Origin of the sequence: Nocardiopsis xinjiangensis YIM 90004, from assembly GCF_000341145.1 — a bacterium.
Classification (GTDB): domain Bacteria; phylum Actinomycetota; class Actinomycetes; order Streptosporangiales; family Streptosporangiaceae; genus Nocardiopsis; species Nocardiopsis xinjiangensis.
This window is the reverse complement of the sequence record NZ_ANBE01000036.1, coordinates 1-25,900: the sequence shown is the minus strand read 5'-3', so window position 1 is coordinate 25,900 and position 25,900 is coordinate 1. Positions and strand designations below refer to the sequence as shown.

Sequence of the window (25,900 nt, the reverse complement as noted above, 5' to 3'; positions counted from 1 at the left end):
CGCGGGCCCGGGACCTCGTTCCCGGGCCCGCGCCACACGTCGTTCCGGTGGCACGGCCGAGGGCCCTGATCGGCCCCGCGCACGAGCGGAAGCCACATCCGGGGAGCCTCCTCCAACGGGCCTCCGTGCCGGGGGCGAACAGCAGAAACGCTCGGCAACGGCCCGGAACTTCGTTCGGGGCCGTCACCGAGCGGAAGGTGGGGCCAGGGCTGCCGGGGCCGTCACCGAGCGGTGGGCAGGCCGGTCAGCGCAGGGGCTGCACGTCCTTCTCGTACGGCCCGTCCCACTCCGTGGGAAGCGGGTGGGCGCCCGGATTGACGCGCTCGACGATCTCGTCGAGCACACGCCGCACGTAGGGTTCGCCGACCCACAGGTGTTTGGCTCCGTCGACGCCGATGATCTCGGCCTGGGTCAGCGGCTGGAAACGCTTCCTGGCCTCCTCCGGCTGCAGGAAGTCGTCGTGTTCGGGCACGAGTGCGACAACGGGCTTGCCCGATTCGGCCCAGACCAACATGTCGGCCTCGTCCGCGCGGTGCAACGGCGGCGAGAGCAGCAGCGCTCCCTCGATCTGCGGGTCGCAGCCCCACTTGAGCGCGAGCTCCGTACCGAAGGACCAGCCCACGAGCCACGGGGCGGGCAGCCCCTCGAACTCGGTGAACTCGATCGCGGCCATCACGTCGTGCTTCTCGGTCTCCCCTTCTCCGAACTCGCCCTGGCTCGTTCCGTGGCGCGAGCTGGTTCCCCGGGTGTTGAAACGCAGTACCGCGACGTCGGCCAGTGCGGGCAGCCGGAACGAGGCCTTGCGCAGCACGTGGCTGTCCATCATGCCTTCGGCGGTGGGCAACGGGTGCAGCGTCAGCAGGGTGGCGACCGGTGCCCGCCCGTCCGGCGGGAGCGCGAGCTCACCGATGAGCTCGAGACCGTCGGCGGTGTGCAGGGTGATCTCTCGGCGCTCGGCGGGCAGCACCGTGGTGGCTCTGATCTCCATGGCTCCTCTGTCGTCGGGACGGCTCGGCGGGCTCAGTACCGGGGCGAACGGCGCGAACGGCGGTCCCAACAGGAGGAGTGCCAGTGGCGGCGGTCGCCTCCGTCGCCGTAAGGGCGCCAGGCCACGACGTGGGCCATGCCCACCGGGATGTTCTGGGCGCACCCGGGGCAACGGTAGGACTTGCCGGCCGACGCACCGGGGATGCGACGCGTCACCCACTCCCCGTCGGGGCCGCTCTCACGACGTTGGCCACCGGTGACACGCAGCATGAGGGCGTCCTCGTCGGGGACGGCGGGGGCGGTCTTCTTGCCCCGGGAGGACTTACGTCGTGGGGAGTTGCGGCGCGGACTCACCCCTCAAGGGTAGAAGAGATCGGGCAGTGGCGACCATCACCTCCGGCACCTGTGGAAATCGGTGACCGCACACAGCGGTGGCCGACGCCCCGGATCGGGACGCCGGCCACCGTTCGCGGNGCAGCCGCCGCCGTGCCCCTCGCCCTGGGGCTCGGCGTCGGGCAGACGGTCCACCAGCAGCGGCGCAGGTGCCGAGATCGTGGTGAGGCTGTACTCGCTCATCGCCATGAGGGTCGCGACGACGGGGGTGGCGCCCCGGTCGGCGAGCAGTTCCGTGGGGCCCTTGGGGTAACCGCAGCCGAAACGCATCGCGGTGTCGATGTCCTCGGCGGTGGCGTACCCGTCGCCGAGCATGCGCATGGCGTCGTCGATCTGCGGGGCCACGAGCATCTCCCCCAGGTCGAGGGCTTCCTCCTCACGGACCATCTGCGCGAAACGGCCCTCGGGCTGCGGCTCGGGAGTCTCGCCCTTGCCGGCGTAGAAACCCTGGCCGGACTTGCGCCCGTGGTGGCCGGCCGCGACCATCCTGCGCAGCAGCGGGGAGGCCACGTAGCGCGAGTCCTTGTACTCGTCCCAGAGCACGTCCATGACGGCCAGGCACACGTCCAGACCCACCATGTCGGAGAGAGCGAGGGGACCCATCGGCAGGCCGGCGGCCTTCTGCACGGCGGTGTCGATCTCCTCGCGGGAGGCGACCTTGCGCTCGTACAGCTTGATGGCGTCGTTGATGTACGGGACCAGGAGCGCGTTGGCGACGAAGCCCGCGCGGTCGCCGACGGCGATCGGTGTCTTGCCGATGCGCTTGGCGACCTCGGTCACCACGTCCACGGTCTCGTCGCTGGTGGAGACCGTCGTGATGACCTCGGCCAGCTTCATGACGGGCGCGGGGTTGAAGAAGTGCAACCCCACGACCTTCTCCGGGCGCCCGGTGAGCGCGGCGATCTCGGTGACCGAGAGCGAGGAGGTGTTGGTGGCCAGGATCGTGCTGGGCGAGCAGATCCGGTCCAGGTCGCCGAAGACGTCCCGCTTGATCGCGATGCTCTCGGGGACGGCCTCCACGACGAAGTCCGCGTCCGCGAGGTCGTTGCGCGAGGACGTGAACGTGAAGCGACCGTCGATCGCCGCGCGTTCCTCCTCACCGATCTTGCCCTTGCTCACGGCTTTCGACAGGGACTTGTCGAGGTGGCCCTTGCCGCGGTCGAGGGCGGCCTGGTCGATTTCCACACCGACGACGTTGAATCCCGCGCGGGCGAACACTTCGGCGATGCCCGCGCCCATCGTGCCGAGTCCGACGACTCCGACCTTGTCAAATTCCTGCACCATGGGACCAGCCTAGACGGCACCCGGTGTCACCGGGTGCACGGGAGTGCCCGAATCGGCCCGTTCCCCCGGAAGGTTCTGCCGCCCGGCCCCGACACAGGGGAAGCTCCCGACTCGCGTGGTATCGGCACGCGCGGGATCCAGGGTGGGCGCGGGGCCGGGACCGGCTCAGCAGTCCACGAGTTCGGGGCTCTGGTTCAGCAACTGGGCACGCGGGCTCACGAACCGGCCGTGAGCGTCCTCGGCCGCGGGGGTGAACATCGCGAGCCGGTGGCAGTTCTGGAAGGCCAGGCGCATGCCGAAGTGGCGTTCGACCGCGGCGCGCATGGCATCGCTGCCGACCAGACGCAGGAGCTGGCCGCGTTCGGCCTCTCCCGGGGGCGGGACCTCGTTGGTCTCGAAACCGGCCTCGGCCGAGCGCGCCCGCTCGGCGACATCACTGACCACATTCCAGGCGTAGGGCAAGGACTCCCTGACGCAGACGATGAAGTCGGCGTCCTCGACCGGCCCCTGCTCGGCCTTCTCGAGAAGCTCCGGTGACACGGTCAGCGACATGGTGTTCCCTCCGTCGTGCCGGCGCGCGGCCGTGCGCCGCGCCTTCTCCGGAGACGTTAGGCGCTGGGTGGCAGCCTCGTCACGGGGCGTCGAGGACACATCTACCTTCCCCTCGGGCCACAGGAAGGTGGTTTCCGTTGTCATTCCCGGTGAGGGGCGGGAAGGGTCGTCCGCGGGCAGGCCGAACCGCCCTCGAGCGCCCCGCAGAGGCGGTAACGTTGCCTCCCGTGCGTCTCGTGATCGCGCGGTGCAGTGTCGACTACGTCGGCCGTCTCACCGCACACCTGCCGATGGCTCCCCGTCTGATCCTCATCAAGGCCGACGGGAGCGTGTCCGTCCATGCCGATGACCGGGCCTTCAAGCCCCTGAACTGGATGAACCCGCCGTGCAAGGTCCTCGAGGAGACCGTCGCCGACGGGCCCGACATCTGGACCGTCACACACGGCAAGTCGGGTGAGAAACTCGTGCTCACCATCGAGGAGGTCATGCACGACTCCTCCCACGAGCTGGGCAAGGATCCCGGATTGCAGAAGGACGGGGTGGAATCGCACCTCCAGGAGCTCCTCGCCGAGCACATCACCACGCTCGGGGACGGCTACACCCTCATCCGCCGCGAGTACCCCACCGCGATCGGCCCGGTCGACATCCTGTGCCGTGACGGCGACAACGCCACGGTCGCGGTCGAACTCAAACGCCGCGGCGAGATCGACGGGGTCGAGCAACTGACCCGGTACCTGGAGCTGCTCAACCGCGACTCCACCCTCGCCCCGGTCACCGGTGTCTTCGCCGCCCAGGAGATCAAACCGCAGGCCCGCGTGCTCGCCGAGGACCGCGGCATCCGCTGCGTCGTGCTCGACTACGAGGAGCTGCGCGGCATCGAACCCGACGTCCTGCGCCTGTTCTGACCCCGCTTCTCCCGCCCTCCTGTCCACGCCCCGGCCCCGAGGCGCCGGTTCCACCGCGCGTCCCCCGCCCGCGCTCCAGGGGCCGCAGGCGTCCACCTGGCGGCCGCCGGGGGTCCTCCGATCGGTGGACCCCCGGCGGCCGCACGGCCGATACCCCTCCCGCTCCTGGCGCGGGAGGGTCGAAGGCATGGACGACACAGCGATCGAGGTCACCGACCTCCGTAAGAGTTACGGCGACACACACGCCATCGCAGGGCTCGACCTGAGGATCCCCCGCGGCGAGATCTTCTCCTTCCTCGGCCCCAACGGGGCGGGCAAATCCACCACCGTGGAGATCCTCGAGGGGTTCCGCCACCGCGACGGCGGTACCGCCCGGGTGCTGGGCCAGGACCCCGGCAGGGCCGGACGCGACTGGCGGGCCCGTATCGGTGTGGTCTGGCAGAAGGAGACCCTGACCCCCAAGATCCCCGTCCGCGCCCTGGTGCGGCACTTCGCGAGTTACTATCCCTCCCCCGCCGACCCCGACGAGGTCGTCGAGCGTGTCGGTCTCACAGAGAAGGCCAAGGCCCTGCCCGAGGTGCTCTCCGGCGGTCAGCGGCGGCGTCTGGACGTGGCCCTGGGCATCGTCGGCCATCCCGAGCTGCTCTTCCTCGACGAGCCCACCACCGGTTTCGATCCCAGGGCGCGGCGCGACTTCTGGGAGCTCGTCCGCGACCTGGCCGACGGCGGCACGACGATCGTGCTCACCACGCACTATCTGGAGGAGGCCGAGGCCCTGGCCGACCGGGTGTGTGTGGTCGCACGAGGCCGGGTCAGGGCCCTGGACACCCCTGCCGACCTGGGCGGCCGTGCCGCAGCGCGTGCCATGGTGAGCTGGCGCGAGGACGGCCGCCGCCACGAGGTCGCCACGGACGAACCCACCCGCGTGGTCGGCGATACCGCCGCACGTCTCGGCGGCGAGATCCCGGAGCTGACCGTGCACCGCCCCACCCTCGAGGAGATCTACCTCGGCCTGGTCGAAGACGACCGGGCGGACCGGACGGAGGTCCCGGCATGAATGCGCCCGCGAAGAACCCCGAGTCCGCCGCCACAGCTACGGCCGCGCCGTCGTCGCCGCCTCTGCCGAGCACGCTCCGCCTGGGGCTGAGCCGGGGGTGGGTGGAGATCCGTTCCTTCGTGCGCGAGTGGGAGAGCATGGTCTTCACGTTCGCCATGCCGACACTCATCCTGCTCTTCTTCGCGATGATCTTCGACGACATGTTCGACACGGGGATGAGCGCGGTGGACTACTACCTGCCCGGGATCATCGCGATGGGGCTCATGTCGGTGAGTTTCCAGAACCTGGGTGCCGGCATCGCCACCGAACGCGAGTACGGGGGGTTGCGCCGTCTACGGGGCACACCCTTGGCGCCGGCCTCCTACTTCATCGGAAAGACGGTCATGGTGCTGTTCCTGGCCCTGGGGCAGGTGGCGATCCTGCTGGGCGTGGCCACCCTCGCCTTCGGCGCGAGCCTGCCCGCCGACGCGGGCTCCTGGATCACCGTGGGGTGGGTCTTCGCCCTGGGCACGGTCGGTTGCGCACTGCTGGGGACCGCGGTGAGCTCGCTGGCACGCACCGCCCAGGCGGCGTCGGCGGTGATCATCGTTCCGTTCCTGCTGCTGCAGTTCACCTCCGGCATCTTCGTGCCCGTGTACCTGCTTCCCGAGTGGATCTTCAACGGCGCCGCCCTGTTCCCGCTGCTGTGGATGGCCCAGGGCCTGCGTGCCGGCTTCTTCCCCGACGAGATGGCCGCGCTCGAGGCGTCGGGTTCCTGGGACCTGCACCTGGTCGCCCTGGTCCTGGGTGCGTGGTGTGTGGTGGGCTTGGTGCTCACACTTGCCACGTTCCGTTGGAAGACGCGGAAGGACGGCTGAGGCGGCGATGCGCGAGAGCGGGGAACGCCACGCCTGGGAACTGACCCGAGGCTGGGACATCTACTTCACCTCGGTGGTACTGATCCTCCTGGCCCTGAGCCTGCTGACCTCCGAGCCCGGCGCGCGGTCCTGGTGGGCCGCCGGCCTGGTGGCCTCGCTCCTGCCCCTGTACTGGCTGGCGGGGCGCCGGATCATCGTGGAGGACCGGTACGCCTCGGGAGAGTCCTTGGTGTTCGGGCTCGTGGTCGCCGCGGTCTGCTCGGCGGCCATCTTCCTCGACTCCGGCCTGGGGTTCCTCCTGCTGGCCCTGGCGCCCCTGTGTTTCATGACCGGCGGCTCGGCCTACGGCACTCTTTCGGTGGGGGTCATCCTCATCGTTCCCTGGGCCCTGCGCGGGATCATCGACGGCGACCCCGCCCTCTCCCTCCTGGCCAACCTCCTGTCCAACGCGGTCGTGCTCGCCTTCGCCTACTGGTTCGGGCGGTGGTGCGAGAGGGTCATCGAGCAGAGCTGGGAGCGCGCCGAGCTCATCGGAGAGCTGCGGGAGAGCCGGGCGGAGGCGGCCCGGCTCTCCGAGCAGGCCGGTGCGATGGCCGAACGCGAACACCTGGCGCGGGAGATGCACGACACCCTCGCCCAGGGGTTCACCAGCATCGTCGCCCTCACGCAGGCGGTGGAGTCGGAGCTGGAGACCGACCCCGCCACCGCCCGCCGCCACCTGGCGCTCACCCGCGAGACCGCCTTGGACAACCTCGCCGAGACCCGGGCCATGGTGGCCGCACGCGGTCCGGTGCTCTTGGAGGACGACGACCTGGAGGAGGCCCTGGAACGCCTGACCGGCCGTTTCGGTGCCGAACTCGGGCTCGCCGCCGAGGCCGAGGTGAGGGGGCGGGCCCGGCCCCTGCCCGGCGACGTCCAGGTGTGCCTGCTGCGTACCGCTCAGGAGGCGCTGGCCAACGTCCGCAAGCACGCCGGACCCGAGGCCGAGAGTGCACGGGTGCGGCTGTCCTACACGGACGTGGGTGTGTCCCTGAGCGTGCGCGACGACGGGCGCGGGTTCGACCCCGACCGGCCCGGCCACGGCAACGGGATCGCGAACATGCGCCGGCGCGCCCACGACCTCGGCGGGGTGCTCGACGTGGAGAGCGCGCCCGGGGACGGCACGACCGTGCGCCTGGCCCTTGTGGCCGAAGGAAGCGAGGAGGAGCCCCGGGTCCCCGACGGGGACCGGCAGAAGACGGAGACGCCATGAACGACACACGGCCCCTCACCTATGTGTTCGGGGGGACGCCATGATCAGGGTCCTGCTGGTGGACGACCACCCCGTGGTCCGCGAGGGCATCCGGGGGATGCTGGACACCGAGGCCGACCTCACCATCGTCGGCGAGGCCGCCTCCGGCCCCGAGTCGGTGGCCCGGGTGGCCGAGCTGGCCCCGGACGTGGTCCTGATGGACCTGCGCATGCCCGGAGGGGACGGTGTCGAGGCCACTGAGCACATCCGGGCCGAGTGCTCCGACGTACACGTTCTCGTGCTGACCACCTACGACAACGACCGGGACATCCTGCGGGCGGTCGAGGCCGGGGCGACCGGGTACCTGCTCAAGGACACCCCGCGCGCGGAGCTGGCCGATTCGGTGCGCAGTGCCGCCCGGGGCGAGACGGTGCTCAGCGGGCGCCTGGCCGGCAAGGTGCTCACCGGGATGCGGCGGCGGGAGGAGCCCGAACGCCCCGTACTGTCGCCGCGCGAGTCGGAGGTGCTGCGCCTGGCCGCCGAGGGGCGCACCAACGCGGCGATCGGCAACGCTCTGCACATCAGTGCCACGACCGTCAAGACACACCTGATGCGCATTTACGAGAAGATCGGTGTCAGCGACCGTACGGCGGCGGTGTCCCAAGCGATCCGGCGCGGGTTGCTCCCGGAGGACTGAGCCCTGAAGACACGTCGACCCGCCTTCCGGGGACATGCACGTTCCCGATCCGGGGTCCGAGGGCCGCGGTCTCAGGGTGGGTTCAGGGACCGGCCCCGATGCGGGGGACTGCCCTGGAGCGGAACAATCGGCTTATGGTGGAAGACGTGAGCGAGTACGATCCCCCCGGACCCGAACGGATGCGCGCCTCGGATACCGACCGCGACGCCGTGGCCCATCGTCTGCGCGACGCCCTCGCCGAGGGCCGCCTGGACATCGACGAACACAACGAGCGCTTGGACGCGACCTACCGGTCCAAGACGGTGGGAGAGCTGGTGCCACTCACCGAGGATCTCCCCGAGGCCTCTTCCGACACCGCGCCGGCCGTGCCCGCGCACGGGTCGCTGCGTCCCTCGCGCGGCTCCGAGCGTGTCGTGGAGTCCTCCCCCACGAGTTTCTCGGCGATCGCGATCATGGGCGGCGCGGACCGCTCCGGCGACTGGACCCTGCCCGAGCACTTCATGGCCATGGCGGTCATGGGCGGGATCGATCTGGACCTGCGCAACGCCAAGTTCACCAAGCGCGAGACGACCATCTGGTGCTATCCGGTGATGGGCGGTATCGGCATCGTCCTGCCCTACGACGTGCAGGTGCGGGTGCACGGCATCCCGATCATGGGCGGGTTCGGTCTGGAGAGCGAGGCGCCCGGCAGCAACGACCCGAACGCGCCGGTCGTGTACATCCGCGGGTTGGCGATCATGGGCGGGGTCGGTGTGGAGTACCGCCCCTGGAAGGACGACGCCGAGGACGGGTAGTCCGCCTCGGGCCGTACCGGGCCGGTTCCCCCGTGGCGGGGTCCGTGCATTCCCGCCTGCGCCCTCCTCCGGATTCCGGTGAACGGTCCATCCAACCACAGGGCCCACCGAAAGGTAAGAGCCATGGCTGGTTGTGGCAATACGGGCCTTTCCCTCTTGCCGGACACATGCGCGTGGTGACAGGCTGCCCCGACCGAACCTCGCCATCGGTGTCCGTCCCCCAACACCTTCATATCCCTGCGGGGCGGGCGCCCCATCCCAGGAGGATGAGAGTGCAAGAACCCGCACCGGAGCCCGCGACCACGACCGGACCCCGGTCCTTGCCCCGTGCCGCCACCGCTGCGGCGGGCGCGCTGGTCCTGACCGCGAGCACCCTGGCCCTGGGCTCACCCGCCCATGCGGCGAACGAGCTGGAACCGACCGCCCCCGATTCGGTCGCCCAAGCCCCTGCGGAGGTCTTCTCCGAGCAGAACTTGAACGAGCACCCGGGTACCCCGGCCGAGGTCCCGGAGGAGGCCCCGCTCTCGGACCTGGTCACCGCCGAGGCGATCAAGTGGCACATGGAGAACCTGGCCACGATCGCCGAGTACAACGGCGGCAACCGGGCCACGGGCACGCCCGGCTACGACGTGGCCGCCCAGTACGTGGAGAACCAGCTCGAGCGCGCCGGCTACGAGACCTGGCGCCACGAGTACGACTACGAGTTGTGGCGCGAGCAGGCCGACCCCGTGCTGAACCAGACCGCCCCGGAGGGGTCGGAGCTGGTCGAGGACGAGGACTTCAACACGATGTCCTACTCGGGCTCGGGCGAGGTCTCGGCCCCGGGTGTGGCCGTGGCGCCCGACAGCACCTCCAGCGGCTGCGCGGCCGAGGACTTCGCCGACTTCCCCGAGGGCGCCGTGGCGATCACGGTGCGCGGTGAGTGCGAGTTCGGGCAGAAGGTCGCCAACTCCGCCGACGCGGGCGCGTCGGCCGCGCTGGTGGTCAACACCGAGGACGAGTCCTTCCTCGGCACTCTGGGCGAAGTCTCCGAGATCCCGGCGCTCGGTGTCTCCGGTCTGGCCGGGCAACAGCTCCTGGCGGCCGGCGAGGGCCTCGAGCTCGATCTCTCGGTCGAGGCCGATGTCGCGGAGGAGAGCTCCTACAGCGTGCTCGCCGAGACCGCGGGCGGCGCCGACGACAACGTGGTGACGGTCGGCGGACACCTGGACAGCGTCGAGGACGGCCCGGGTATCAACGACAACGCGAGCGGATCCGGTTTCGTGCTGGAGTCCGCGATCCAGATGGCCCAGCAGGAGGAGCCGAACAACAAGGTGCGCTTCGCTTTCTGGGGCACCGAGGAGGAAGGCCTGACCGGCTCGAGCGAGTACGTGGCCGACCTGACGGAGGAGGAGCTCGACGCGATCGCGCTCTACCTCAACTTCGACATGATCGGATCGCACAACTACGGCCGGTTCGTTCTGGACGGGCGCATGGAGCTGCCCGGATCGGGTGGGGCCCCGTCGGGTTCGGGCGCGATCGCCCAGATCCTGGAGGAGCACTTCGAGGACCAGGGCCAGGTCCACGAGCCGGGCGTCCTGAGCGGGCGCAGCGACTACGGGCCGTTCATGGAGGCCGGGGTACCGGCCGGTGGGCTGTTCAGCGGCGGCGACGGCGTCAAGACCGAGGAGCAGGCCGAGTGGTACGGCGGAACCGCCGGGGAGCAGTTCGACCCCTACTACCACACGCCCGAGGACACGATGGAGAAGATCGACTGGGACTCGGTCGCGGAACTGTCCGCGGCCGGCGCGCACGGTGTGGAGACGCTCGCCGAGAGCACCCTTCCGGTCAACGGGGTGACCCCGATGGCCGAGCAGGGGCCGGTGGAGCTGCCGCGCAAGGGCGAGGCCTGGCTGCAGTGACCTGAGCCTCCGACCGCCGGGCCGGCCCGTGGCACAGAGGTGACGGGCCGACCGGCGGCCATGGTGCACAGAAAGGCGGGCGGCGTGGACCCCCCGGTCCCACGCCGCCCGCCCGGGCGGTGTCTCCCCCTTCGCGTTGCACGGCCCGGGTGATCCCCCTCTGTTTCACAATCACCCGAGCCTGCGCGAACACCACCGGGAACTACTCTGGGTAGCCCCCTTGTTCCTCAATGTATCAGTGGCGTGGATCACCTTCACTCTCTGATATCGAACAGTTATCCTCTGTCCCCCGTGGTTTCCGATAGGGGGAGAACCCCGGCACATTGCGCACCAGCTCTAGGGTTGGGGCATGACCAAGAAAGACACGGACCAGCCGGTCGTACTGTCGAAGATCTACACCCGAACCGGCGACGACGGCAGCACTGCCCTCGGCGACATGAGCCGGACCGACAAGAACGACTCCCGCCTCGTGGGCTACGCCGACACCGAGGAGGCCAATGCCGCCATCGGACTGGCCCTGGCCCTGGGTGAGGTCCCCGACGACGTGCGTGCGCTCCTCACACGTGTGCAGAACGAGCTGTTCGACCTGGGCGCGGACCTGTCCACCCCCGTGGTCGAGAACCCCGAGTTCCCTCCGCTGCGGGTCCTGCCCCAGTACGTCACCGGCCTGGAGGAGGCCTGCGACGCCTACAACGCCGAGTTGCCCAAGCTCCGCAGCTTCATCCTGCCCGGCGGGTCCCCCACGGTCGCGCTCATGCACTCGGCCCGTACCATCGCGCGCCGCGCCGAACGGTCGGTGTGGGCGGCGCTCGCCGAGCACGGCGACAGCGTGAACCCCGTGGCGGCGACCTACCTCAACCGGCTCTCCGACCTGTTGTTCATCCTCGGCCGCTACGTGGCGGGTGAGGGGGAGGAGGTCCTGTGGAAGCCGGGCGGCGACCGCTGAGGCCCGGCGCACGGTTCCTCCACGGATCCGCTCGGTGAGATTCCCGGGCCCTCGGCCCGCTCGGCAACGGCCCCGGGGCCGTTGCCGAGCGTTTCCCTTCTCCCACGCCGTGAGGCCGGGCCACCGGCATGAGAGCTCAGGGCTCCTCGGCGCAAGGGCTGTCTTTGCTCTCACGCGCGGTACGGCGAGGGGCTTTCGGCCGACGGTCCGACGCACCATCCCCGGCCCCACGTACCCCTTCACGGTCGCGCACAGGAACCCGCCGAGCCGGACGGCTCCGTGGAGCTTGTCCTCCGCGACCGGCCGCACGGAGGCCGATGGCCGAAAGGTCGGGAGGCAGGGGACCGGGTGAGGTGGGTGCGGGCGGCCGACCAGCCCGGAACGGCCGGTCGCGGAGCCGTCCCCACGGCGATGTGCGCGCCCCGGAACCAGGGGTAGGGGCGGAAACGTCCGGGCATGGTCACCGGCGACGGCACCGACCGTGCCGACCGCCGAACTCAGGGAGAGTACTGATGTCCCAACAGGTCCAGGGCGTGGTCTCCCGCGCCGAAGGTGAACCTGTCGAAGTGAGCACCGTCATCGTCCCGGACCCCGGGCCGGGCGAGGCGGTGGTCCGGATCCAGACCTGCGGGGTCTGCCACACCGACATGCACTACCGGGACGGCGGGATCAACGACGAATACCCCTTCCTGCTCGGGCATGAGGCCGCGGGCGTCGTGGAGTCGGTGGGCGACGGGGTGAGCAACGTGCGCCCCGGCGATTTCGTGGTGCTCAACTGGCGTGCGGTGTGCGGGGAGTGCCGCGCGTGCCGCCGCGGGCGCCTGCAGTACTGCTTCGACACCCACAACGCCGAGCAGAGGATGACCCTGGAGGACGGCACCGAGCTCGAACCCGCGTTGGGCATCGGAGCCTTCGCCGAGAAGACCCTCGTGGCGTCCGGACAGTGCACGAAGGTCGACCCGTCGGCCTCCCCCGCGGCTGCGGGCCTGCTGGGCTGCGGCATCATGGCCGGGATCGGCGCCGCGGTCAACACCGGCGGGGTCGGCCGCGGCGACTCGGTGGCGGTCATCGGATGCGGTGGTGTGGGCAACGCCGCCGTCGCCGGTGCCCGGTTGGCCGGCGCGGCCCGCATCATCGGCGTGGACCTGGACCCGCGCAAACTCGAGTGGGCCCGCGGGTTCGGCGCCACCCACACCGTCGACGCCCGAAGCAACGATCCGGTCGAAGCGATCCGCGAGCTCACGGGCGGGTTCGGCGCAGACGTGGTCATCGAGGCCGTCGGTGCCCCGAAGACCTACGAGCAGGCCTTCTACGCCCGGGACCTGGCCGGCACGGTCGTCCTGGTCGGGGTACCCACGCCGGACATGCGCATCGAACTCCCCCTGCTCGACGTGTTCGGCCGCGGCGGTTCCCTGAAGTCGTCGTGGTACGGGGACTGCCTGCCCTCGCGGGACTTCCCCATGTTGACCGACCTGTACACGCAGGGCAGGCTCGACCTGGACGGATTCGTCACCGAGGAGATCGGTATCGGTGACGTGGAGGAAGCCTTCGCCCGCATGGAGCGTGGCGATGTACTGCGATCGGTGGTGCGACTGTGAGCGACGCCCGAGTGGAACACCTGACGACTTCCGGGGTCTTCGCCCTGGACGGTGGTTCATGGGATGTGGAAAACAACGTGTGGTTGGTGGGTGACGACGAGGAGGTCATGGTCATCGACGCACCGCACGACGCCGATGCGATCATCAGTGCGGTCGGCAGCCGGGACATCCTCGCGATCCTGTGCACACACGGGCACAACGACCACGTCAACGCCGCAGTGAAATTGGGCGACGCCATGGACGCGCCGATCCTGCTGCATCCGGAGGACCGGGTGCTGTGGGACATGACCCACCCCGACCGCGAACCCGACGGGGAACTGACCGACGGAGAGACCTTCGAGGTCGCGGGCACGGAGCTGACCGTGATCCACACCCCTGGTCACGCGCCCGGCGCCGTGTGCCTGTACGCGCCGGGGCTGGGGGTGCTGTTCAGCGGTGACACCCTCTTCCAGGGCGGGCCGGGGGCGACGGGACGGTCGTACTCGGACTTCCCGACGATCGTCGAGTCGATCCGGAGCCGGTTGCTGACCCTGCCGGCGGAGACCGTCGTCAACACCGGGCACGGGCCTGCCACGACGATCGGCGCCGAGGAGGCCAACGTGCCCGAGAGCGCGTGAGCCGGGCCCGCCCACCGCCCCGGACCCGCGATCCGCTCGCTGACGGGCCCGGCCCTCGGCTCGCACGTTTGTGGCAAACCTCGCGATCTCGCGGGGGTGAGTGGCTCCCAGGGGCAGGTCTTTGTGGAATCCCCACAACACAGCCGAGCTGACATGGGCACTTCGAACGATTGGTACTCCGGCTTTTCTTGCGTCATTGTGGGAGACACGTGAAGGCGGTGGCCGGTCCCCGGACACCGCCTTCTGTCTGTGTTCTTGGGAGGCTCAACCGGTGTTCAGTCGTGTCGCCATCGTCAATCGTGGTGAGGCCGCCATGCGGCTCATCCACGCCGTCCGGGACCTGGCCGCGGAGACCGGGAGGCAGATCAGCACGATCGCCTTCTACACCGACTCCGACCGGGACGCGACCTTCGTCCGTGAGGCCGACATCGCCCATCCCCTGGGCCCGGCCTCGGCCCGCCCCTACCTCGACCACGCCGTCCTGGAACAGGCCCTGCTCGAGACCGGCGCGGAGGCCGCGTGGGTGGGCTGGGGTTTTGTCGCAGAGGACCCGGCGTTCGCCGAACTGTGCGAGAAGATCGGCGTGGCCTTCGTCGGCCCCGGCCCGGAGGCCATGCGCCGGCTCGGCGACAAGATCGGCGCCAAGCAGCTCGCCGAGGAGGTCGGTGTCCCCGTCGCCCCCTGGAGCGGCGGCGAGGTCGCCACCCTCGAGGACGCCCTGAGCGCGGGCGACAAGATCGGCTACCCCCTCATGCTCAAGGCCACCGCGGGCGGCGGCGGCCGCGGTATCCGCAAGGTCTCCTCCGCCGAGGAGCTCACCGACGCCTACGAACGCACCACCCAGGAGGCCCTGCGCGCGTTCGGTTCCGGCACGGTCTTCCTGGAGCGTCTGGTCACCGGCGCCCGCCACGTCGAGGTACAGGTCATCGCGGACGGCCAGGGCAACGCGTGGGCGCTGGGCGTGCGCGACTGCTCGGTGCAGCGCCGCAACCAGAAGATCATCGAGGAGTCCGCCTCCCCCGTCCTGTCGCAGGAGCAGGCCGAGGAGCTCAAGGCCTCCGCCGAACGCCTGGCCCTGGCCGTGGACTACCGGGGCGCGGGCACCGTCGAGTTCCTCTACCACCCCGGTGAGGAACTCTTCGCGTTCCTCGAGGTCAACACCCGCCTCCAGGTGGAGCACCCCATCACCGAGGCCACCACCGGCACCGACCTGGTCCGGCTCCAGCTCCACGTCGCTTCCGGCGGAAGGCTCGAGGGTCCCCAGCCCGCCGAGAACGGCCACGCCGTCGAGGCCCGTCTCAACGCCGAGGACCCCGACCGCGACTTCGCCCCCGCTCCCGGCCGCATCGCGCGCCTCTCCCTTCCCGCCGGCCCCGGTGTACGCGTGGACACCGGTGTGCGCGAGGGCGACACCATCCCCGCCGACTTCGACTCCATGATCGCCAAGATCATCGCCTACGGCAGCGACCGCACGCAGGCCCTGGCCCGCCTGCGCCGCGCGATGGCCGAGACCACCGTGATCATCGAGGGCGGGGCCACCAACAAGAGCTTCGTACTGGACCTGCTCGAACGCCCCGAGGTCATCGACGCGAGCGCCGACACCGGCTGGATCGACCGGGTGCGCGCCGACGGCGGCCTGGTCGCCCACCAGCACTCGGCCACCGCCCTGGCCGTGGCCGCGATCGAGGCCTACCAGGACGACGAGGAGGTCAGCCGCGGCCGGTTGTTGTCCACCGCGCACGGCGGCCGCCCTCAGGTGCGCCACGATCCGGGCCGCCCGCTCGACCTCAAGCTGCGCGGTGTGACCTACAAGGTGCGTGTGGCCCGTCTGGGGCACGACCGGTTCCGGGTCGGCATCTCCGGCGGCGGCGACGTGCACACCGCCGAGGTCACCCTGGAGCGTTTCGACACCCACAGTGGACGGATCGTCGTCAACGACCACCAATTCCGTCTGGTCTCGGCCACCCACGGGCCCACCCACCTGGTCGAGGTGGAGGGTGTCACGCACCGCGTCAGCCGTGACGAGGGCGGTGTGGTCCGCTCCCCCGCCCCGGCTCTGGTGGTGTCGGTTCCGCTGTCGGTGGGCGACGAGGTCGAGGCCGACGCTCCGGTCCTGGTGCTGGAGAGCATGAAGATGGAGTCGGTGCTGCGCGCCCCCTTCCGCGCCCGCGTCAAGGAGTGCCCCGTCACGGTGGGCAGCCAGGTCGAGACCGGCGCCCCTCTCATGCGCCTGGAGCCCTTGGCGGAGGCGGGGTCCGAAGGCGCCGAGGAGGACTCCGGGGAGGTCGCTCTGGACCTTCCCTCCGCGCCCGGTGCCGGTTCGGCCACCGACCGCGCGCAGCAGCACCTGCGCGACCTGCGCGGGGTCATGCTCGGCTTCGACGGTGACCCGGACGAGCCCACGAAGGTGCTCCCGGCCTACCTGGCGGCCCGCGAGGGGTTGGAGCCGCGTCCCCCGGAGGGCGAGCTGGACCTGCTCACCGCCTTCGCCGACCTGGCCGAGCTCACCCGCAACGAGCCCGCCGACGAGGCCGGGGCCGGGGCCGACCAGGCGGTGCACAGTTCCCGCGAGCACTTCCACGCTTACCTGCAGAGCCTGGACGTGGACCGTGCCGGTGTGTCCAGTGCCTTCCGCGGCAAGCTCGCCACGGCGCTGGCCCACCACGGGGTCACCGACCTGGACCACTCGCCCGAACTCGAACGGGCCCTCTTCCGGATCTTCCTGGCCCAGCGGCGGATGAGCACCCACGTCTCGGTCGTCACGGAACTGCTGCGCCGGTGGACCACCGACACCCCGCCCGCCGAGGCCCTCGGTGAGCGTGCCGGCCTGGTGCTGGAACGGCTGGTCGAGGCCACACAGGTGCGGTTCCCGGCCGTTTCCGACCTGGCCCGGGGCGTGGTGTTCCGCTGGTACGCCCAGCCGATGCTGCGCCGCAACCGCGCCCAGGTGTACGCGAGGGTCCGCGAGGAACTGCGCCATCTGGACCGCAACCCCGACGCGGCCGACCGTGCCGAGCGCATCCAGTCCATGGTGGCCTGCTCGGAGCCGCTGGTGCGGCTGTTGGGCCAGCGCATCGGGCGCCCGGGCCGCGACCAGGCCCCGCTCCTGGAGGTGCTGACCCGCCGCTACTACGGCAACCGCGGGCTGTCCGAGGTCACCGCAGAGGTCGTCCGGGGCTGCAGTTTCGTCACCGCACGCCACAGCGACAAGGACGCGGAGACCCGGGTGGTCACCACCGCCGTCGACATCACGTCCCTGCCGGAGGCGGTCGAGGCCGTGGGCGCCCACGCCGAGGCCTGCGCCGACGGTGAACTGGTCGCCGACCTGTACCTGACGTGGGAGGCCCAGCCCGGCGCGGACGCGATGGCCGAGCAGCTCGGTCAGTACCTGTCCCGGATCGGGCGGCCCGCGGGCGTGCACCGCGTCACCGTCACCGTCGCCGGGACCGGGAACGCGGTCATGCACCACCACGTGACCTTCCGGCCCGAGGGTGAGGGTTTCGCCGAGGACCGGCTGATCCGTGGTCTGCACCCGCAGATCGCCCAGCGCCTGCAACTGCAGCGGCTGCGCGGGTTCGACCTCACACGGCTCCCGTCGGCCGACGAGGAGATCTACCTGTTCGAGGCCGCNCCCCCCCCCCCCCCCCCGCCGATGAGCGGCTCGTCGCCCTGGGCCAGGTGCGGGACCTGACGCCGCTGCGCGAGTCGGACGGCCGCCTGGTCGCACTGCCCGCGGTGGAGGACACCCTCGCCGGCTGCCTGGACGCGATCCGCAACGTCCAGGCGCAGCTGCCGAAGAACAAGCGCTACGGCACCAACCGGATCCTGATCTACGTGTGGCCCTCCACGGAGATGTCCCGGCAGGACCTGGACACGCTGGTGCAGCGGATCCTGCCCACGACCGAGGGCGCGGGCCTGGAGGAGATCCAGTTCGTGGCCCGGCAGCGCAACGCCGCCGGCGAGCTGTCCGAGGTCGCGGTGCGCATCGCCCTCGATCCGGCGCGCGGCCCGCAGCTGCACGTGGAGAGGCCCTCTCAGGAGCCGGTCCTGCCTCTGGACGACTACGGCCAGAAGGTGCGGCGCGCGGCCGCGCGCGGGACCACCTACCCGTACGAACTGACCGGGCTGCTCACCGGCACCGGGGGTGAGTTCACCGAGTACGACCTCGACGAGAGCGGGGCCCTGGTCGCGGTCGACCGTCCCGCCGGGCAGAACTCCGCTGCTCTGGTGACCGGTGTGGTGACGGCCCCGACCGAGCGCCACCCGCAGGGCGTCACGCGTGTGGTCCTGCTGGGCGATCCCACCAAGGCGCTGGGGGCGCTGTCCGAACCGGAGTGCTCCCGGATCGTCGCGGCGATCGACCTCGCCGACCGGATGCAGGTGCCCGTCGAGTGGTTCGCGCTGTCGGCCGGCGCACGCATCTCCATGGACTCGGGTTCGGAGAACATGGACTGGGTCGCGGCCGCCCTGAAGCGGATCGTGACCTTCACCCAGGACGGCGGGGAGATCAACATCGTCGTCGCCGGGATCAACGTGGGCGCCCAACCGTACTGGAACGCCGAGGCGACCATGCTCATGCACACCAAGGGCGTGCTGGTCATGACCCCGGAGTCGGCGATGGTGCTGACGGGCAAGCAGTCGCTGGACTTCTCCGGCGGTGTCTCGGCCGAGGACAACCACGGCATCGGCGGCCACGACCGGGTCATGGGCCCCAACGGTCAGGCTCAGTACTGGGCCCCGAACCTGGCGGCCGCGAGCGACGTTCTCATGGCGCACTACGACCACACGTACGTGGCACCCGGTGAGGGGGCACCGCGCCGGGCCGGGACCGGCGACCCGGTGGAGCGCGACGTCTCGGAGTTCCCGCACAAGGTGGAGGGCAGCGACTTCTCCACCGTCGGGGAGATCTTCTCGGCCGAGCACAACCCGGACCGCAAGAAGCCGTTCGACATCCGTACCGTCATGCGGTCGCTGTCCGACCAGGACCACCCGGTGCTGGAGCGGTGGGCGAACATGGCCGATGCGGAGACCTCGGTGGTGCAGGACGCCCACATCGACGGGTGGCCGGTGTGCCTGGTGGGGATCGAGTCGAAGTCGGTGCAGCGGACCGGGTTCCCGCCCACGGACGGGCCCGACGCCTACACCGCGGGCACGCTGTTCCCGCGCTCGTCGAAGAAGACCGCGCGGGCGATCAACGCCGCTTCGGGCAACCGGCCGCTGGTGGTGCTGGCGAACCTGTCCGGGTTCGACGGGTCACCGGAGTCGATGCGCAAGCTGCAGTTGGAGTACGGCGCGGAGATCGGCCGGGCGATCGTGAACTTCGAGGGCCCGATCGTGTTCTGCGTCGTGGGGCGTTACCACGGAGGCGCGTTCGTGGTGTTCTCGAAGGCCCTCAACCCGAACATGACGGTGCTGGCCGTGGAAGGTTCCTTCGCCTCCGTGCTCGGCGGTGCCCCCGCAGCGGCCGTGGTCTTCGCCGGCGAGGTGAAGAAGCGGACCGCGGCCGATCCGCGCGTCAGTGAGCTGCAGGCGCGGGTGTCGGAGGCCGGCGGTACCGAGCGCGCCGGACTCAACGCCGAACTCACCGATGTACGGGCCTCGGTGCGCGCGGAGAAGCTCGGCGAGGTCGCCGCGGAGTTCGACCGGGTGCACAGCATCCAGCGTGCGGTCGACGTGGGTTCGGTGGACGCGATCATCAGCGCGGCGCAGATGCGGCCCCGGATCGCCGAGGCGATCGAACGCGGCCTGCAGCGCTGACGGAGGCGCCCCGCTTCCTGTGCCCGACGGGCCCGGCCCCGGAAACCCGATCCCGACAGCCCCAGTCCCCCCGACCCGATACCCGACCCAGCAAGGAGCCCACGTGAACCTGTTGATCACCGGCATCACCACGCAGTCCTCCATCGCCTACGCCGTCGCCGAGCACGCGATGGAGCAGGGGCACGATGTCGTCCTGACCAACCCTCCGGGGCGGCAGTTCTCCATCCTGGAGCGTGTGGCCAAGCGCCTGCCGAAGGAACCGGTCGACATCCTGCCCATGGACGTGACCGACCCCGAGCAGATCACCGAGACGGCCGGGAAGGTCGCCGCGCACTGGGACCACGTGGACGGGCTCCTGCACTCGATCGCCTACGCACCCGGTGATGCGCTGGGCGGGAACTTCCTGAACACCGCGTGGGAGGACGTCGCACAGGCCATCCACGTCTCCGGCTACTCCCTCAAGGCCCTGGCCGTGGGTTTCCGGGGGCTGATGGCCGCCGCGCCGAACGGCGCGGGGGTCGTCGGGCTGACCTTCGACGCGTCGGTGGCGTGGCCGGTCTACGACTGGATGGGCTCGGCCAAGGCGGTGTTGGAGAACTCGACCAGGTACCTGGCGCGCGACCTCGGTCCGGAGGGCATCCGGGTCAACACCATCAGCGCGGGACCGATCAAGTCCCTGGCCGGGGGATCGATCCCGGGCTTCGACCAGATCGCGGACCGCTGGGGCGAGTCGGCGCCGACGGGCTGGGACACCAAGGACGCCTCGGTGGTCGCCGACCCCGCGCTGTTCCTGATGTCCCCGGGCGCCCGCGGGATCACCGGGACGACCCTGCACGTGGACGGCGGGTACCACGCCATGGGTTCCCCGCTCGCCTAGCGCCGGGGCACCGGCCACGCGGACGGCATGCTGCACCCGCCTTCCGGGCACCTGGAGGCGGGCGAGCCCTCGCACGAGGGCGCGGCGCGTGGGGCCCGGGAGGGGCCCGGGGTGGGTCCGCACCCCGGGGACCTCTCCCTGGGTACGGTCCTCCACCACCGGCAGGACGGTGCCCCAGAGGCCTTGCCCGGACCGTCACCGGGCCCGGACGAGGGCCTGCCGCAGGGCACCGAGCGTGCTCGCGGTGACGAGGTCTGCGGGGCAGGGACAACTCCGCTGCGCCAGGATCGCGACGAACACCGGTCGGCCACGGTGGTCGTGCAACTCGCAGATCAGGTGGTGCGGGAACTCGGACCGCAGCCTGCGCACCTCGGCGCTGGGAAAGACGCGGTAACCGTCCATGTTCACCGCCCGGCAGCGTGGGAGGAGAACCCGGCCCGAGGGGCCGGTGACCGTTCGGTCGAGGCACTGTCGGCCGGGGCCCAGTCGACGGTGAAGTAGACGGCCTGTCCTCGTCGGGCCGGTTCACTCCCCCACGCGGTGGCGAGGGCATCGACCAAGGCAAGCCCTCGTCCGTGTTCGGCGAGGGCGTGAGCGGACTGCGGGCGCAACGGCACCGCACGGGGAGGAGAACCGCTGCCTGCGCCTCCGGTGCTGCACCGGACCGAGATGCGCAGGCAGCGGGCGTAGAAGAACGCCGAAACGACGAACGCCCCGTGCCCGCCCGGTTCGGGCGTGTGCAGCAGGGCGTTCGTGGTGATCTCGCTCGTCATGAGCAGTGTGTCCTCAGCGGCCGAGCCGGGTATCCGCGCTCCGGCGGGTCGCAGGGACATCCTCCTCCGCAACCAGTCGCGCACTTCTCCGACGGCATGGGCGTCCCTGGCGAACCGGCCGAGGTGTCGATGGGGCTCGGCCCAGTTCCGGCCGGGGGGCTTGTGGGCACTACGCTGTTTCATACGTCCGCACCTGTTCTTGTCAGGTTGTGGGCCAAGGCCCTGGTCGGTGGTGTTGGCACCGGCCAGGGCCGTTCTCGTCTCGCCGAGGTACCGCATGGACACACCCCGCCGATAGCGCCATAGTCAATCACGGATAGTCCATATGCAAGGTGCATTTGGAAAAATGCCAGTGGCAGGCGCATGGTGATCGGCTACGCTCAAGCCATGAAGAGTCCGACCGTGGGACGGTGGCAACTGGCCCAGGAACTGACGAAACTGCGCGCCGGCCGACCACGCGATCAGGTCGCCAAGGCCATCGACGTGGCCCCGAGCAGCATCACGAGGTGGGAGGACCCGAGCGGCGCGATTCCCAGGCGTCGGGACCTTCATGCCCTCTTGGGTTACTACGAGGTGGATCAGGAAACGTCCCGTGTCTACTTGGAACTGCGGGAGCGAGCCCGTGAATCGGGATGGTGGCAGCGCTACGGCATCAAAGGCGGCTACGGGACCTACATCGGGCTCGAGAGCGATGCTCGGAAGATCCAGCGCTACGACGCCATACACATCCCAGGCTTGTTCCAAACAGAGGACTACCAGCGCGCGCTCACCGCAGGAAGCATGGCTGATGTCAGCCGCGACGAAGCCGAGCAGCGCATAGGGGTCCGCAAGGAGCGACAGCGGGTTTGGATGGAGCGCCGCCCACTGACCTGGGCGATCATCGACGAAGCGGCAGTCCATCGCATGGTGGGCGGTCCTGAGGTCATGCGCGAGCAGTTGGAGCACGTCGTCCGGTTGATGGACGAGCCACACGTGACCGTGCAGCTGCTCCCCTACGAAGTGGGCGCACACGCAGCCATGGAAACTGGTCCATTCACGGTGATCGATGTGGGGTCACTCAACGTCGTGCACGTGGAACAGCACACGAGCGCCCTGTTTCGTGATGACCCCGAGGACGTGGAAGCGCACCTTCAGGTGCTCGATAGGCTTCGCATGGAAGCCCACGGAGACGCTAAGACCAAGGCCGGTCTGCGCAGTGCACTGAGGTGAAACGTGAACGAGCAGTGGTACAAGAGCAGCTACTCCAAGGCGAGCGGGGAGTGCGTCGAGGTGTCCGGCACCGCCGCTGGAACCCTCGTGCGGGATTCCGAGCAGCCAGAGCTCGGCCACCTCACCTTCCCCTCCACCGGCTGGAACACCTTCCTCTCCTCCCTCAAGGCACCCCACAGCAACTGAGTCCTCCATACGGCGACCCGCGCACACCGGGGACGGGCATGAACGACGGCAACGGGATACGCACTGGTCCGGGGCGCCCGGGCCGGCCTACCCGCGACCGGTGGGTGAAGTCCGAAGTGCCGACCCGCCGGGAAAACGGAGCGCCCGTGTACTCCGCCGTCCCTCCTCCGGCGTCCTATACATCGACCGCGTTCCCGCGCACCCGTCCCCGGGTGGCGGTCCTTCCTGTCGAACTCCGAGTCCCAGGAGATCCCCCGTGTTCCCCCGAGCAACTCTGGTCAGCGCGGCCGGTGCCGCCGCCCTCGCTCTCGGCCTCGCCTCACCCGCCCACGCCGATCACGGCGAGTTGGACACCTTCAGCGAAATGGAGGAGGCCTGCGGTCAGGTGCTGCTGACCTTCGTCAACAGCACCGACCACGTCTACTTCGCCGATTACCGGGTCACCGGCGAGGAAGGCGCCGAGGACGAACACTCCGGCCACGTCCCTTCCAGCGGTGCCTGGGAGGGCACCGCGCTGGGGCCGGTGTACAACTCCACCCCGGTGCCCGCCCACGGCGATGCAGAGATCGTCCTGGAGTTCACCGAGGACACAGAGGTCTCCTACTGGATCAACCGCGGCCCCGAGGACGACTCCTACGTCGGGGTGGAAACCGTCACCGTCGAGGCTTGCCAGGACCGCCCCGAAGAAGCACCGACCGAATCCCCCTCCCCGGAACCGGTCGAGACACCCGCTCCGGAACCCACGGAACGCCCCGCTCCGGAGCCCACCGCCGACCCCACCCAGGACCCCGGTGGCGGGCAGGACGACTGGTGGAAAGAGTACGTAGGCCTGCACGACCCGGTACCGGAGGGCACCCACCCAGGGCAGTTCTGCAAGGACGACGAGGCCGGTGTGATCCTCGCCTACACCGAGACCACGGTCATCCAGTGCCTGTACAACGGGGACTCCGAGCGCCATCACTGGGTGGAGATCGATTCCCACGACGACCTGGTCCTCGACCCCGAGGTGGCGCCCTCCGACCCCGATGAGGGCGTCGGCGCCGACACGCAGCAGGACAACGGGAAGGACCTCCCTGCCAGGGGCGAGGCCTCCGACCGGCCCTTGCCGGTCACCGGTGGCTCCCTGGCCGGATTGGTCACCGCCGCGATGGTCGCCGTGGGCTCCGGCAGTGCGGCGCTGTTGATGGCCCGCACCCGCAGGGCCGCGGCCGAGGAAGAGACCGGGACCTCTGATGCCTGACCCTCAATGACCGGAGGCCGCCGAGCCTCGCCCGGCGGCCTCCGGCGTCAGATCCCGCGATCCGTCGTCCTCATCGGAGGGCCTGGAACAACGCGGTGGCACCGAGAACGCGCACCGTGACCCGACCGGTACCGAAGACGCTCTCCAGGACCTGGTGCAGCTCTTCAGCGGTGTCCCCGCGGTTGGAGAAGACGTTGTCGCTGTTGTTGTAGGTGTCGCGCACACGCTTGCCCAGCCGGGAGATGGGGGCCGGATCGGCCTCGCCCAGGACGGTGGCGCCGAACAGGCGTCCGTCCTCCTTCAGCACCCGGTGGGCCTGGGTGATGAGCGGGCGCTTGTCGAAGAGGTTCTCGCCGGGCAGGCAGTGCAGGACCATGCCGGCCCCGACCGATTGCACGCTGGCGTCCTCCAACGGCCAGGGGTCGGTGGCCGACTGTTGGTGGGTGAACACCTGCCAGTCCCGTTTCTCCAGGCGCGCGTTGCTCACACGCAGAGGATCGCGGGTGATGTCGATCAGGTGCACCTGGCGCGGGCTCTGCTTCCGGAGCCAGTGGGCGTTGCCCGGTCCGACCTCCACATGGGGAGCGCCGATGTTGGTGCGGTAGAGCGAACGGAGCTCGCTGTTGGGCACGCCCCACACCCAACGGTGGGAGAACCCGATGATCAGCGGTGTGTACAGGTATTTCAGGACACGGCTGCTGTACACCGAAGGGTTGGGGCGCGAGTCCGGGACCGGCGACCCGGCCGGGGAGGGCTGTTCGTCCTCGGGGGCAGACATGAGGGTTCCTCCAACACGGAGAAGAGGGGTCGATGAGGGGATCGGGAGTACAGGTCGGCGCTCTTGTGGGGGCCGTCGAGCCCCTTCGGCGGCTCTGCGGGCCGGGCGAGGGCACCCTGGGGGAGAACACCGCAGTTCGGAGCGCCTCCACGGCGCCCGGGGCACGTGACCTCCAGTAGTCGTCGACGAACTCACCGAGGTTACGAGTGTAGGTGCCGTGGCGGGCCCTCCACAGGCATTCCGGACTCCGATCCGCGACCCGCGGACACCGGGTTCACGACCGCCGACACACGACAAGAAGGCCGCCGAGCTGTGCTCGGCGGCCCCACGTGATCTTTCCTCCGGCCTCAGGTCTCCCAGCGGGTTCCCGGCGGCATGGACTCCAACCACGACAGGAACCCGGTCATGGCCATCTCCCCCATCGCGAGCTCGAAGGCGGCCTCCTCGGGCTCCTCGCCCCCACCGGTCAGCCACCCCAGGCCGACCACGCTCATGTCCCCGGGCAGACGGCTGCGGTCCTCGGCCGTGGGGGAACGCCTCCCCACAATGACAAGACCGCGGCGCGACAGCGTAGCTGTCGGCCGCGGTCTGAGCGAGAAGATCGGGAACCAGCCCAGGCTCTCCGAGCCGTACCGGCCGAAACCGATACGCCACGTACCTCGGCGGCCCCGGGCTCCAGGCGCACGCAGATAACACTCGACCGCGCCGCCGCGCCGCTCGATCACCGAGCGGCGCAACGCGCCGGCCAGGAGGACCACCGCACCGACCAGGAACACGGTCAGCAGCGTCCACTGCGCGGTCTCGAACCCGATCCCCTGCAGCAGCCGCTCCATGACCACCCAGTCCGTTCTAGGCGACGTCCTCGCCGACGGCACGCAGGCGGCTGCGGGCGCGTCCGAGAGCGACGTTGTCGCCCTCCTCGGTCGCGCTCGTCACTGCCGTGCGTGCACGGTCAACATCGATGTCCTCGGCGAGCTCGGCGGTCTCGGCGAGGACGGAAACACGCCCCTCACCCGAGACCGAGACGAACCCGCTGTGCGCGGCGACCCGGACCTCTCCGGTCTCGCGCGCACCCAGCACGCGAACGACGGCGTCGTGGGCGAGGAGCGAGAGCACCGGGACGTGCCCGGGCTGAACGCCGATCTCACCCTCGACGGTCTTCGCGATGACCATGTCGCCCTCGCCGGCCCAAACCTCGTGTTCGGGCGAGACGATCTCGACGAAAAGCTTCTTCGACACTGCCACAAACTCCTCGGCTAGC

23 protein-coding genes and 1 pseudogene are annotated in these 25,900 nt (G+C 70.2%); 15 read left to right on the top strand and 9 right to left on the bottom strand.

The features are described from left to right. Positions 1-244: 244 nt before the first annotated feature. The 4 genes from D473_RS0117570 to D473_RS0117555 all read right to left on the bottom strand — a co-directional run bounded on the left by D473_RS0117570 (position 245) and on the right by D473_RS0117555 (position 3,216). The gene (locus D473_RS0117570) at positions 245-988 is read right to left on the bottom strand and encodes an alpha/beta hydrolase (RefSeq protein ID WP_017610361.1); all 744 of its coding nucleotides are present in this window, start codon (positions 986-988) and stop codon (positions 245-247) included. A 32-nt stretch (positions 989-1,020) separates the two neighbouring features. After that, complete coding sequence (locus tag D473_RS0117565; protein ID WP_193373292.1) at positions 1,021-1,341, bottom strand: ATP/GTP-binding protein; 321 nt, start codon at positions 1,339-1,341, stop codon at positions 1,021-1,023. A 36-nt stretch (positions 1,342-1,377) separates the two neighbouring features. Beyond that, positions 1,378-2,664 (bottom strand): 3-hydroxyacyl-CoA dehydrogenase, encoded by a 1,287-nt coding sequence (locus D473_RS0117560; RefSeq protein ID WP_017610359.1) that lies wholly within the window; start codon positions 2,662-2,664, stop codon positions 1,378-1,380. A 165-nt stretch (positions 2,665-2,829) separates the two neighbouring features. Further along, the gene (locus tag D473_RS0117555) at positions 2,830-3,216 is read right to left on the bottom strand and encodes an SCO5389 family protein (protein WP_017610358.1); all 387 of its coding nucleotides are present in this window, start codon (positions 3,214-3,216) and stop codon (positions 2,830-2,832) included. 227 nt (positions 3,217-3,443) lie between these two features. Here D473_RS0117555 and nucS point away from each other — a divergent pair, with 227 nt between their 5' ends. From nucS to fabI, 12 genes and pseudogenes are all read left to right on the top strand, one after another. Next, positions 3,444-4,121: an endonuclease NucS gene (gene nucS / locus D473_RS0117550; RefSeq protein ID WP_017610357.1), complete on the top strand. Its 678-nt coding sequence runs from the start codon at positions 3,444-3,446 to the stop codon at positions 4,119-4,121. Positions 4,122-4,308: 187 nt separating this feature from the next. Beyond that, a complete protein-coding gene (locus D473_RS0117545; RefSeq protein WP_017610356.1) occupies positions 4,309-5,178 on the top strand; it encodes an ABC transporter ATP-binding protein in 870 nt (289 codons plus the stop codon). Further along, a complete protein-coding gene (locus D473_RS0117540) occupies positions 5,175-6,035 on the top strand; it encodes an ABC transporter permease (protein WP_026127056.1) in 861 nt (286 codons plus the stop codon). The genes D473_RS0117545 and D473_RS0117540 overlap by 4 nt, the downstream gene beginning before the upstream one ends. A gap of 7 nt (positions 6,036-6,042) precedes the next feature. Then, the gene (locus D473_RS0117535) at positions 6,043-7,287 is read left to right on the top strand and encodes a sensor histidine kinase (protein WP_017610354.1); all 1,245 of its coding nucleotides are present in this window, start codon (positions 6,043-6,045) and stop codon (positions 7,285-7,287) included. A 40-nt stretch (positions 7,288-7,327) separates the two neighbouring features. Beyond that, complete coding sequence (locus D473_RS0117530; RefSeq protein WP_017610353.1) at positions 7,328-7,963, top strand: response regulator transcription factor; 636 nt, start codon at positions 7,328-7,330, stop codon at positions 7,961-7,963. Positions 7,964-8,097: 134 nt separating this feature from the next. Then, entirely contained in the window at positions 8,098-8,757 is a 660-nt protein-coding gene (locus D473_RS0117525; RefSeq protein WP_017610352.1) for a DUF1707 SHOCT-like domain-containing protein, read from the top strand. 272 nt (positions 8,758-9,029) lie between these two features. Continuing rightward, positions 9,030-10,658, top strand: a complete 1,629-nt coding sequence (locus D473_RS0117520) for a M28 family peptidase (protein ID WP_017610351.1) — start codon at positions 9,030-9,032, stop codon at positions 10,656-10,658. Positions 10,659-11,007: 349 nt separating this feature from the next. Continuing rightward, positions 11,008-11,604, top strand: coding sequence for a cob(I)yrinic acid a,c-diamide adenosyltransferase (locus tag D473_RS0117515; RefSeq protein WP_017610350.1), 597 nt, complete (start codon positions 11,008-11,010; stop codon positions 11,602-11,604). Positions 11,605-12,116: 512 nt separating this feature from the next. Beyond that, entirely contained in the window at positions 12,117-13,202 is a 1,086-nt protein-coding gene (locus D473_RS0117510; RefSeq protein ID WP_017610349.1) for an S-(hydroxymethyl)mycothiol dehydrogenase, read from the top strand. Next, the gene (locus D473_RS0117505) at positions 13,199-13,819 is read left to right on the top strand and encodes an MBL fold metallo-hydrolase (protein WP_026127055.1); all 621 of its coding nucleotides are present in this window, start codon (positions 13,199-13,201) and stop codon (positions 13,817-13,819) included. Before D473_RS0117510 ends, D473_RS0117505 begins: the two co-directional genes overlap by 4 nt. 271 nt (positions 13,820-14,090) lie before the next feature. Beyond that, positions 14,091-19,576, top strand: a pseudogene (locus D473_RS25790) (ATP-binding protein). 103 nt (positions 19,577-19,679) lie between these two features. Then, positions 19,680-20,453, top strand: coding sequence for an enoyl-ACP reductase FabI (gene fabI, locus D473_RS0117495; protein WP_017610347.1), 774 nt, complete (start codon positions 19,680-19,682; stop codon positions 20,451-20,453). A 195-nt stretch (positions 20,454-20,648) separates the two neighbouring features. Here fabI and D473_RS0117490 read toward each other — a convergent pair whose 3' ends face one another. Both D473_RS0117490 and D473_RS0117485 read right to left on the bottom strand, forming a co-directional pair. Next, positions 20,649-20,855 (bottom strand): hypothetical protein, encoded by a 207-nt coding sequence (locus D473_RS0117490; RefSeq protein ID WP_017610346.1) that lies wholly within the window; start codon positions 20,853-20,855, stop codon positions 20,649-20,651. A 2-nt stretch (positions 20,856-20,857) separates the two neighbouring features. Then, the gene (locus D473_RS0117485; RefSeq protein ID WP_017610345.1) at positions 20,858-21,286 is read right to left on the bottom strand and encodes an ATP-binding protein; all 429 of its coding nucleotides are present in this window, start codon (positions 21,284-21,286) and stop codon (positions 20,858-20,860) included. A gap of 303 nt (positions 21,287-21,589) precedes the next feature. Between D473_RS0117485 and D473_RS0117480 the strand changes: the two genes are divergently transcribed. The 3 genes from D473_RS0117480 (at position 21,590) to D473_RS0117470 (ending at position 23,861) form a co-directional block, all read left to right on the top strand. Further along, complete coding sequence (locus tag D473_RS0117480; protein WP_017610344.1) at positions 21,590-22,435, top strand: helix-turn-helix domain-containing protein; 846 nt, start codon at positions 21,590-21,592, stop codon at positions 22,433-22,435. A gap of 3 nt (positions 22,436-22,438) precedes the next feature. Further along, on the top strand, positions 22,439-22,621 hold the full coding sequence (locus tag D473_RS0117475) for a DUF397 domain-containing protein (protein WP_017610343.1): 183 nt from the start codon (positions 22,439-22,441) through the stop codon (positions 22,619-22,621). A gap of 256 nt (positions 22,622-22,877) precedes the next feature. After that, a complete protein-coding gene (locus D473_RS0117470) occupies positions 22,878-23,861 on the top strand; it encodes a hypothetical protein (RefSeq protein ID WP_017610342.1) in 984 nt (327 codons plus the stop codon). Positions 23,862-23,931: 70 nt separating this feature from the next. On the opposite strand, the gene D473_RS0117465 is transcribed toward D473_RS0117470, so the two are convergent. The 3 genes from D473_RS0117465 to D473_RS0117455 all read right to left on the bottom strand — a co-directional run bounded on the left by D473_RS0117465 (position 23,932) and on the right by D473_RS0117455 (position 25,878). Continuing rightward, positions 23,932-24,639 (bottom strand): class I SAM-dependent methyltransferase, encoded by a 708-nt coding sequence (locus D473_RS0117465; RefSeq protein WP_017610341.1) that lies wholly within the window; start codon positions 24,637-24,639, stop codon positions 23,932-23,934. A gap of 347 nt (positions 24,640-24,986) precedes the next feature. After that, positions 24,987-25,472 carry a DUF2550 domain-containing protein gene (locus tag D473_RS0117460; RefSeq protein ID WP_017610340.1) on the bottom strand — a complete coding sequence of 162 codons (486 nt, stop codon included), beginning with the start codon at positions 25,470-25,472 and terminating at the stop codon, positions 24,987-24,989. A 16-nt stretch (positions 25,473-25,488) separates the two neighbouring features. Then, positions 25,489-25,878, bottom strand: coding sequence for a F0F1 ATP synthase subunit epsilon (locus D473_RS0117455; RefSeq protein ID WP_017610339.1), 390 nt, complete (start codon positions 25,876-25,878; stop codon positions 25,489-25,491). Positions 25,879-25,900: the final 22 nt, after the last annotated feature.

Excerpts from the sequence above, each read along its gene's own strand:
- D473_RS0117490 (WP_017610346.1), bottom strand. The coding sequence starts at position 20,855 with ATGGACGGTTACCGCGTCTTTCCCAGCGCCGAGGTGCGCAGGCTGCGG.
- D473_RS0117515 (WP_017610350.1), top strand. The coding sequence starts at position 11,008 with ATGACCAAGAAAGACACGGACCAGCCGGTCGTACTGTCGAAGATCTAC.
- D473_RS0117460 (WP_017610340.1), bottom strand. The coding sequence starts at position 25,472 with ATGGAGCGGCTGCTGCAGGGGATCGGGTTCGAGACCGCGCAGTGGACG.
- D473_RS0117540 (WP_026127056.1), top strand. The coding sequence starts at position 5,175 with ATGAATGCGCCCGCGAAGAACCCCGAGTCCGCCGCCACAGCTACGGCC.
- D473_RS0117485 (WP_017610345.1), bottom strand. The coding sequence starts at position 21,286 with ATGTCCCTGCGACCCGCCGGAGCGCGGATACCCGGCTCGGCCGCTGAG.
- D473_RS0117480 (WP_017610344.1), top strand. The coding sequence starts at position 21,590 with ATGGTGATCGGCTACGCTCAAGCCATGAAGAGTCCGACCGTGGGACGG.
- D473_RS0117530 (WP_017610353.1), top strand. The coding sequence starts at position 7,328 with ATGATCAGGGTCCTGCTGGTGGACGACCACCCCGTGGTCCGCGAGGGC.
- D473_RS0117535 (WP_017610354.1), top strand. The coding sequence starts at position 6,043 with ATGCGCGAGAGCGGGGAACGCCACGCCTGGGAACTGACCCGAGGCTGG.
- D473_RS0117510 (WP_017610349.1), top strand. The coding sequence starts at position 12,117 with ATGTCCCAACAGGTCCAGGGCGTGGTCTCCCGCGCCGAAGGTGAACCT.
- D473_RS0117525 (WP_017610352.1), top strand. The coding sequence starts at position 8,098 with ATGGTGGAAGACGTGAGCGAGTACGATCCCCCCGGACCCGAACGGATG.
- D473_RS0117555 (WP_017610358.1), bottom strand. The coding sequence starts at position 3,216 with ATGTCGCTGACCGTGTCACCGGAGCTTCTCGAGAAGGCCGAGCAGGGG.
- D473_RS0117545 (WP_017610356.1), top strand. The coding sequence starts at position 4,309 with ATGGACGACACAGCGATCGAGGTCACCGACCTCCGTAAGAGTTACGGC.
- D473_RS0117570 (WP_017610361.1), bottom strand. The coding sequence starts at position 988 with ATGGAGATCAGAGCCACCACGGTGCTGCCCGCCGAGCGCCGAGAGATC.
- D473_RS0117465 (WP_017610341.1), bottom strand. The coding sequence starts at position 24,639 with ATGTCTGCCCCCGAGGACGAACAGCCCTCCCCGGCCGGGTCGCCGGTC.